General features: G+C 45.9%; 8 protein-coding genes and 1 pseudogene. 7 read left to right on the forward strand and 2 right to left on the reverse strand.

Annotated elements, in window-relative coordinates; translation table 11 throughout:
• Positions 1–19 precede the first annotated feature (19 nt).
• The gene (locus tag IQ217_RS09410) at positions 20–361 is read right to left on the reverse strand and encodes a hypothetical protein (protein ID WP_194019737.1); all 342 of its coding nucleotides are present in this window, start codon (positions 359–361) and stop codon (positions 20–22) included.
• A 230-nt stretch (positions 362–591) separates the two neighbouring features.
• On the opposite strand from IQ217_RS09410, the gene IQ217_RS09415 reads away from it, so the two are divergent.
• Together IQ217_RS09415 and IQ217_RS09420 are read left to right on the forward strand one after the other, a co-directional pair.
• A complete protein-coding gene (locus IQ217_RS09415; protein ID WP_194017189.1) occupies positions 592–849 on the forward strand; it encodes a helix-turn-helix domain-containing protein in 258 nt (85 codons plus the stop codon).
• Positions 849–1,196 carry a hypothetical protein gene (locus tag IQ217_RS09420; RefSeq protein ID WP_194017187.1) on the forward strand — a complete coding sequence of 116 codons (348 nt, stop codon included), beginning with the start codon at positions 849–851 and terminating at the stop codon, positions 1,194–1,196. The genes IQ217_RS09415 and IQ217_RS09420 overlap by 1 nt, the downstream gene beginning before the upstream one ends.
• A 19-nt stretch (positions 1,197–1,215) precedes the next feature.
• Here the strand turns inward: IQ217_RS09420 and IQ217_RS09425 are convergent, their stop codons facing one another.
• Positions 1,216–1,743: a hypothetical protein gene (locus IQ217_RS09425; RefSeq protein ID WP_194019738.1), complete on the reverse strand. Its 528-nt coding sequence runs from the start codon at positions 1,741–1,743 to the stop codon at positions 1,216–1,218.
• Positions 1,744–1,858: 115 nt separating this feature from the next.
• Here IQ217_RS09425 and IQ217_RS09430 point away from each other — a divergent pair, with 115 nt between their 5' ends.
• From IQ217_RS09430 to IQ217_RS09450, 5 genes and pseudogenes are all read left to right on the forward strand, one after another.
• A complete protein-coding gene (locus IQ217_RS09430) occupies positions 1,859–3,685 on the forward strand; it encodes a hypothetical protein (protein WP_194019745.1) in 1,827 nt (608 codons plus the stop codon).
• On the forward strand, positions 3,685–3,849 hold the full coding sequence (locus IQ217_RS09435) for a hypothetical protein (protein ID WP_194019739.1): 165 nt from the start codon (positions 3,685–3,687) through the stop codon (positions 3,847–3,849). Before IQ217_RS09430 ends, IQ217_RS09435 begins: the two co-directional genes overlap by 1 nt.
• An 11-nt stretch (positions 3,850–3,860) precedes the next feature.
• Complete coding sequence (locus IQ217_RS09440; RefSeq protein ID WP_194019740.1) at positions 3,861–5,966, forward strand: hypothetical protein; 2,106 nt, start codon at positions 3,861–3,863, stop codon at positions 5,964–5,966.
• 17 nt (positions 5,967–5,983) lie between these two features.
• Positions 5,984–7,897, forward strand: a complete 1,914-nt coding sequence (locus IQ217_RS09445) for a hypothetical protein (protein ID WP_194019741.1) — start codon at positions 5,984–5,986, stop codon at positions 7,895–7,897.
• Between the two features lie 12 nt (positions 7,898–7,909).
• Positions 7,910–8,273 (forward strand): annotated as a pseudogene (locus IQ217_RS09450) (hypothetical protein); the annotation flags it as partial.

Here is an 8,273-nt window from a genome sequence, read left to right on the forward strand (position 1 = left end):
CCCTCCCTTTTTTTGTGTCTTATTCTTCTTCAGGAACTAAGTGGGCGTTGTGAGCCGCATCAGCCAGATAGGTATCAATCATCAATGCGTTTTTTATTAGCGGAAAACTTGGTATGCCATTGGGAATAAACTCCCCAGCGTGGTAACTGGCGTACTGGGCTGTTTGGTGGATTGACCAGGCCTGTACAAGGCGATCACCTTCGCTTGCCTCAATCTGGAAAGCGTCACCATCTAAACAACTGACCCAATGCAAGTTCCTGTTTTGCTGGTAGATGGTGATCTGGGCAATGGCATCTAGGTTCAGAATCTTGGTCACGCCGTCGGGCAACTGACAGCGGAAAAGTGAGTAATGGAGGTTCATAGGGAAAAAGGGGCCAGTGCCCCATTGCAGTAGGAGATAACGGAGCGGTTCCCACAGATTCCCAGCGAAAAATATAATGTAATTATCCGCTTAGAAATAAGTGGGCGTTTTTGTTAGCCATGGGACAGACAGGAAAGCCTGGAAAACTTGAGCCTGTCTGCCTTCTGGCTTTTAACCCAGTCAACGTCAGTTAACGGAGCTATGCTCTCAGAGCATAGATAAATAGTAAAATGGAAGCGAAGGAAAAGCAATCCATTAATCCCCGTATGCTCAAACTTGTCAGAGAACGCACAGGATTAAGCCAGCGTGAGATTGGCTCTTTCTTGGGCTGTCATCAAACGGCTATTTCTCGAATAGAGCGAGGCGTTGAAACCCCAGATTGGCTGGTGAAGTTTGTCATGCTCTCCAAATTGCTGACCGATGCGGGGATGTCGTGGGAAGACGTAATTATGGAGTTTCCCGAAATTACCGATAGGAAGGCAAGCTAATGACCACCATTGAGACAGACCTAAAAGAAATTTTTACCAAGCTAGACCAACGGTTCGACCGACTAGAGCAACGACTAGAGCGGATGGAAGGGGACTTGAATGACCTTAAAGTTTCCCAGGTAGAAATTAAGGGAGACATCAAAGCCCTTGATGAGAAGCTCTCAGGGCAAATCAAATCTGTTGACGAAAAGCTCTCAGGGCAGGTTAAAACCCTTGATGAAAAAACCACCGGCATTGGTAAGCGTCTGGAAAATCAGGAATTTACCAACCGGGGCATTCTGACAGCCGTAATTATTGCCCTAATTGGTGGAGCGGCAAAATTCTTTGGCATATTCCCCAACCCGTAGATACCGAACCGTTCGGCATTTATTTAGTGTTTCCCTCAGTTGCCGCTGGGGGTTTTTCTTTGGGCCGGTTAGACCACCGCTGGAGCTTCAGGATTATGGCAACCGTCCAAAACCAAATAATTCCTAATCCCCCCGAAACATAGGGATTTTCAGAAATTTCTTCCACAGGAACATCAAAAAAGGAATAGTCAGTTATTAGAGCGACAAATCCCATTACCATCAACATGGCAAAGGTGACCAGAATTATTCCCATTGCCCCAGCTAAGCAGATCCAAAACGCCTCCCACCAACTGGGCCCAGTGGGAATCCAAGCCGGAAGCCATGAAGCCCGCTTTCCAAAAAAGAAATGGTGAATTGAAGCCACCATAATTGGAGGAAGTCCCAACACCAAAAAAGCCATTAGCCCTAAAAATAACCAATCTTGATGGGTGAAAAAGTAGGTGAAGACAGAAAATACTGCTCCCACCCGTAAGAATACTGTCCATGCCGCAAGTAGAAGGGTTACCCAAAGGGCTTTTAGTAAGTCTTTCCAGCCGGGAATAAACATAATTTTCGGGAGTGGTAATTCCTAATCATAGAAATTTCCCCACAAACTTAAAAGCCCCCACTGGTAGCGTAATGCGACAACCAATTACACTTGATTTAGTGTTTAGGTTTCCCCCATGGTTGCAATCCCCACCGCCCAAGCCCTAGCCGATGCAAATATTGATTCCCTAGAAAGGTTAATCGTGGCCCTGGGACTACACTTTTCCCAATTGTTGGGTAATCTTCCCAGCACTTCAGCGGTTAGTGAAGCGATCGCCGTTACTCTCCAACAGCGGCGATTATTCAACCAGGAAACCCAGGAGCAAGAAGAAAAAAGCACCATTAATTTTTCCTGTCGCTTCAATTTGGAAGGGGATTATGGAGACGATGGCGGGGAATTGCTTTCCAATGTTTTGCCCTTTCTAACTGCCACGGCTCCCACTTTTCCCACCACTCCCCCCAGCCTGGAAACGGAACCGGCCCTATCATCCCTGGACATCCCCGAAGCATTCACCACGGCAGAACAATTACTGGTTTGGGCATTGCTCACCCTATCGGCTTCCCTGCATCCTAATGGCCGGGACTATATTCAAATTGACCCCCGCTATGGGGATGGGCAATTACGCATCAATTGCCAATTACCAGGCGATCGCCAAGCGTTAGGGTTATCGGGATTCCAATTGGTTGCCGGAGTGCAACGGGTGGCCGGTCAATATGTGGCATTAAATTCTGGGGCAGTGGCGGCGATCGCCCAGGATGCGTTTTTTATTGCCCAGGCGGAAGGTTATCTGGGCACCAGGGCAGAATGGCTGGAAAGTTTGAAGGGAGAACCGGGGCCAGCCGGGCCACCGGGGGCAGATTCCACCGTTCCGGGGCCACCAGGGCCGCAAGGGGAACCAGGGCCAGCCGGGCCACCGGGGGCAGATTCCACCGTTCCCGGGCCACCAGGGCCGCAAGGGGAACCAGGGCCAGCCGGGCCACCGGGGGCAGATTCTACCGTTCCCGGGCCAGCCGGTTCAGTGTCGGCGGCCGGGGCTTTAATCCTTGATTTGGTGTCAGAACCAGCTACCCCAGACCCAGACAAGCTCATAATCTGGGCTTCTGCTCTGGATGGGCTGATCTACAAAAAAGATGAAAACGGCATCGTAGAGGCGATCGGCACGGGTAGCCCCGGCTCTGGCCCTGGCGGTGGTCGGGAATTATTGACCGCTGATCGCGCTTACTACGTTCGGACTACTGATGGCAATGACAGCAATGATGGTCTGAGCAATACCGCTGGCGGGGCATTTAAAACCATTGACAAAGCATTGGAAACTACTGTTAAGGTAGATGGGAATGGTTACATCATAACGATAAAAATTACAGGGACATTTACTACACAGTTAACTATAAATAAGACTTTTGTAGGTCTATCGTCTTTAATTATAGAAGGAGACATTAATACACCCACTAACGCAACAATAAATGTGTCATCTGGTGATTGTATCAATGTTTCTTGTAGTACGCCAATTTCAATAAAGGGCTTGCGTTTACTGAATTCAAGCTCAAGCGGTAATGGTATTAGTTTGCTTAGAGGATCTATTGAGATTGGTAATATAATTTTTGGCGCAATGGGTACCAGTGCAAGACATATTATGATTACAAATGGCACAGTAAATGTAATTAACAATTATACAATCTCTGGGGGAGCTTTTGAGCATATTCTTTCCCAAGGCGGGGTGTCAGTTTACCAAGCATTATCTAAAGTAATAACAATTACAAATACGCCTTTTTTCTCTGGGCAATTTATTTCTGCTAATACTACAGGTAGTGTAATTGCGTACCTTGTTAATTTTTCAGGTAGCGCAACAGGAAAAAGATATGACGTAGCTACCAATGGCGTAATTAATACTTACGGTGGTGGTGTTAGTTACTTTCCTGGTAACACCAGTGGAACAGAAGCAACTGGGGGGCGCTACGCATAATGCAATTCCTCGACCCAGACCAAACCTATGACATACTCTTTGCCCAAAAAATAAGTGGGCAAGTATTGGGGCTATTGGGTGCCCTAGAAAGCCATGGCATTTTCGGGGATTCCATCTGTTTTATTGACCGCATTGTGCCAAATTCCCTTAATCCATTCCCCTAACTTGTTCACAAATGACTATTGAATTTGACCCTATAAATTTTGAAGTTAAGCCAGCGTTATTTGTCTTAGACAATTGGCAAACTCACGATTTGCTGAGTATGCACCATACAAATTTTTATAGTCCTAGATTCATAGTTAACGGTTGGAACGTAATAGACCGCTATGTTCCCCATGATTTGCCGTGGTGTAATGGCTGGGCAGAAAAGGCTTATGAATTTGCCGAAAAAATATCAGTAGAACGCTATGTAAACTTTGGCAATGTTAGTGCCCCCGCTGGGGTACTACTCCATACTGCTTTTGGTGAAAACCTTGAAGCACTAACCGTGGCACCGCCAATTGTATCTAACCCTCAACCTTTCCCCTTAGAAGAACCAGAAGAAATAGAATTAATCATTGAACCAAAGAAAACGCTATACCTTACTTGGTTGACCATAAGTAAAGAAACAAGTATCCCCGTTGATGCTCCCAACGATAAATTACCTGGAAAAACAGGTGTTAATTCACAAGCATCATTAAGGATTTTTGAAAGAAGGTCTTTTAGTGTTAGCAATCCTACTGACGAAGAAAAAGAATATATCTTTACAGTGCCGATAGATATGGCTAACTTTTCCTTGGTGATAACCAATGGAAGATTAAAGGAAGAGGGAGAATCTAATGATTTTCTTTATTCTGCTATGTCTTCCAGGCTAGCGGCTTGGGTAGAAAGCTTTGATATTAATTTAACTACAATTGTGGGAGCTAGGTTTGGAATGTTAGTGCCCATACCTAGACAAGGTGCTGATGGTCGTTTGTTAGAAGTAAAATTTGCACAGCGTAACAGTGCTTTTCATTATGCAGGATTGTTATTTGCAAACAATAATCCTTGGGGGCAAGTATTGGAATTAGAAGATTTAGGCTTTCCACCACTGCTAAAACCTGAATATGGGTCGATTGCTGAAAAACCAATGCCTAAACAGGTAGACGTAAACAGGAATAAACCTATTGCCTATACAACAGCGAACATTGCAAACCCTATACCACTTCCAAAATATCCTGATGCCAGTTATCCCCCCAGCAAAAGCTTGGCTTTACACCCAGGGACAGGATACGCATTATTTTTAGGCCCCATGGATTTGCATTCAATTACTTATACGCCTTTAGATTCTTATGATTCTCAACAAGACACTGTTAGTTTTGATGAAATAGTAGAATTTTTAGAAAGTGAATTAGAAAGTGAATCTTCTTATTTAGAGGAAATAATGATGACAGATTCCCCAAGAATTAAAGAAATTCATGCGGCATTGGAGGCCGATCGCTATGGAGTCCACCCCAGCGACCCAGAGAAAAAACGATTTAACAACTTGGGGAGATACCTGGAAACTCTGGCCTATGCCACTGGCATCGCTTTCAATGAAGACGGCAAAAACATTCCCCAGCCAGAATCTAACTGGGTTGATGCGGATTACATTGCCACAATTAACGCCAATCAAAGTCTAAGGAACGGGCAATTCGCCGTCCGTGAAGTCAACGACGCTTACGGGCAAAGAATGGTCTGTGATGCTTTGTTTGAAGTTCGGGCCCGGCAAGTTACCACCACCACCGATGAACAAGGTAATTTGCAAGTTGCCAGCACTTCCCCCGGGGGCGCAATGCGGGTTCCTCATATCGGAGGCATTTTTGACACCATTCAGGATGATTTGACCAAGTATTGGGGCGGTGGAGACCTTATGGTTCCCAAGATTGATGGAACTGGGATCGTGTATTACGACAGCATAGGGGAATGTTTGGCAGATTGCCTCTATATGTTGGGTTCCCACTCCAAAAGCATTAACGAGCTACAAAATCAGAGCATAAAATCTGTTTTCTTGTTGCAGGAAATTCTTAGAGCTTTGGGGTTGCCCTGCCACGTTGCCGCAGTTAAGGGAGTCTCCCCTTCTGCTCTTGGGGAAGAGGGGGGAGTGATGCCGTGCCCTGAATTAGACGAAAAATCCCCCACTTTAGCGAGTCTGATCGGGCTAGTTTTAATCAATTTAAGCAGAGTAGTGGGGGCCTCAATTGCTTTTCGAGAAGATAATTCTGCACCATCACCGGAGCCAGGGGCAGAACCTGATCCAGACGTTGGCGGCGCAAGTGCTTAAATTTACAGGTAAAAAACATGGGACTTAATCCTTTTCTTTGGGGCTGGAAACTTGGCAATTCAATTGCTGATTTTTTCACTCCGCAATTAATCACCGCCGACGAAGAGAGGCGGGCCATTGAAGATGCGGAACGGCAAAAAACCAATCAATACCGTCCCCCTAAAGCTTATGTACCAGTGGGAGACACAGAATACCAAGTTCCCTTGCCACCGGCTCCAGTAGCACCCTCCCCAGGGAAGAATTTTTATCCCCCGCCCACCATACGAACAACAGCAACCGTTCAGGAAGCCTATATTCAACCGCAGGCAGGATTTCCAAATTGGTGGCAGTGGCTTCCTGGGCCATGGCTTTACAATCAACTGCGAAAAAAACCAGAAGTACACCAACCAACGGCAGTTAAAGGACTTTTTCAGTTTGGGCGGCTGATGGTAGATAACCATTCTGAAGCTCCCTTGGAAATGCCTGAATGGGATTACATGGTGGAAGCAGGCGAATCTCAAGTGGCCCTTCAGGCTTCTTCTGATGCTTTTGCATGGTGGATAGCAAAAAATGGCGGAGCACCAAATCCAGGGCCTCAAGTTGGGGATTTTTATGATCAAGGCGCATTGCTGTGGGCAGTGGATCTGCGGGCTTATAACCAGGGTGTGGCGTTAATGTACGGCATCCAGGCCCCTGCTGATGCTTTTGCCAATATGTGGATTAGAAGCCGCAATGCTCTTTCTATGATTCCCAGAGGGACAACCTATCAGGCTCTAAATATTAGCCCCATATCTGCTGTTAATCAGCGCAATTATTACGAATGGCAAGCCGAAGTAGATTCCGGAGTGGGCGGGGCTGGATTGGCAACAAGCATTTCTAATTTAATGCAGGGCTTAAAAGATTCAGTCCCTCGGATTGTTTTGGAAAACAGTGGTGGCGGAATTAAGCAGATCCAAAGGGCTCTAGCAACCGACCAATTCCCGTTTTCGGTTCCCATTAGTTTGCTATTGGAGCCAGAAGACATTAAGGGAAAAGCGGATGAAGAAATATACCAACAAATCGAATCTGTCCCCCAATTGCTGTTGTGGCTAACCAAAGCCCTTGACGAATTGATCGGCAAATTTCCCATCACCATGGAGATTGCCGAAAATGACTTGCTAGACATGGATGACGAATTTAAAAAGTGGGAAAGTAGTCCCCCTCCTGGCGTTTCCGATTTGCCCTTCTATCTCCGAAATGACAAAATGGTTAGTTATCGGAGAAGTAACGGATTAATTGTTAAAACCGTTAAGGTTCCAAATTTAGCTGAGGCGATCGCCGAAATATTAGGGATTAATCTAGCAGAGAAAACCACTAACGATTTAGCGGTGGAAATGCTCACTCGTACAATGACCGAAATAGGCAGTACAAAAGCGGTGGCAGTCAACGCTAATGCTTGGATTGAAGCGGTGGCAGATTATCTGGGCTTTGAATCTAAGGATGTGACACAAAACGTTGAGTACACCTACAATCCTTTGTTGCAAACAAAGGAAAGTCAGCCTATTAGTTGGCAACAGCTTCTTAAACCAACGGAAGTGCCCACGGCTATGCCTCAATTTAGCGACAAGTTAACTTTTGAAGCCAAATTTGAGCTAATCAAAGAAATTCATGCCATTGTGAAAGCCGCTTTAACTGAAGGCATTGGAAAAAGCGATGGGCAGATGCTTTCTCGCTTAAAAGATTTTGCCAAGGAAATGGGCATCACGCCCAAAGACCCAGACAAAAATAACGACGGCAATTCAGATCAGCCCAAAGAAAAAGACGATTTTGACCGCTTCCTAGAAGATGTGGAATGGGGATTCATTGGCCAGGGAGCCTGGGCCGCAGAGGGACAAACGAAACCCTATGGGCGAGAATTGGGACAACGCCCACGAATTAAACGATTGGGTTCCCAAACTACAGATTCAGCTTAATTACTTAATTAAATGAGTAGCCTTAACTTGTCCTTAAGCAACTTAAATTCTGGCAAGATTCGCACCCTGGCCACCAGAACCTTAGATGGTATTCGGGCGATCGGCGGCGCAAAAACTCAAAATGAAGACGAAGACGGAAACGTGCTAGTCAGAATTTTCAACAAAGTTAACAAGTTTGGAGCAGGAGTTTCTGGCTTTCTCCTTAATGCCATTGGCGGCGGGCTTCTATGGACATTCACCGGCATTATGACCCAGGTTCAAATGGGGGTGCGATACCTCTGGAACTTTAACTGGAATGCCACTGATGCAGAGTTGGATCAACAGTATGCAACTTACATGACCATGTTAGCGGGAACCCTTGGGGGAACTATTGGAA

Origin of the sequence: Synechocystis salina LEGE 00031 (genome assembly GCF_015207985.1) — a bacterium.
Classification (GTDB): domain Bacteria; phylum Cyanobacteriota; class Cyanobacteriia; order Cyanobacteriales; family Microcystaceae; genus Synechocystis; species Synechocystis salina.

Bases quoted from the DNA above. Each gene is read 5' to 3' on its own strand.
- IQ217_RS09410 (WP_194019737.1), bottom strand. From the start codon at position 361: ATGAACCTCCATTACTCACTTTTCCGCTGTCAGTTGCCCGACGGCGTG.
- IQ217_RS09415 (WP_194017189.1), top strand. From the start codon at position 592: ATGGAAGCGAAGGAAAAGCAATCCATTAATCCCCGTATGCTCAAACTT.
- IQ217_RS09420 (WP_194017187.1), top strand. From the start codon at position 849: ATGACCACCATTGAGACAGACCTAAAAGAAATTTTTACCAAGCTAGAC.
- IQ217_RS09425 (WP_194019738.1), bottom strand. From the start codon at position 1,743: ATGTTTATTCCCGGCTGGAAAGACTTACTAAAAGCCCTTTGGGTAACC.
- IQ217_RS09430 (WP_194019745.1), top strand. From the start codon at position 1,859: ATGGTTGCAATCCCCACCGCCCAAGCCCTAGCCGATGCAAATATTGAT.
- IQ217_RS09435 (WP_194019739.1), top strand. From the start codon at position 3,685: ATGCAATTCCTCGACCCAGACCAAACCTATGACATACTCTTTGCCCAA.
- IQ217_RS09440 (WP_194019740.1), top strand. From the start codon at position 3,861: ATGACTATTGAATTTGACCCTATAAATTTTGAAGTTAAGCCAGCGTTA.
- IQ217_RS09445 (WP_194019741.1), top strand. From the start codon at position 5,984: ATGGGACTTAATCCTTTTCTTTGGGGCTGGAAACTTGGCAATTCAATT.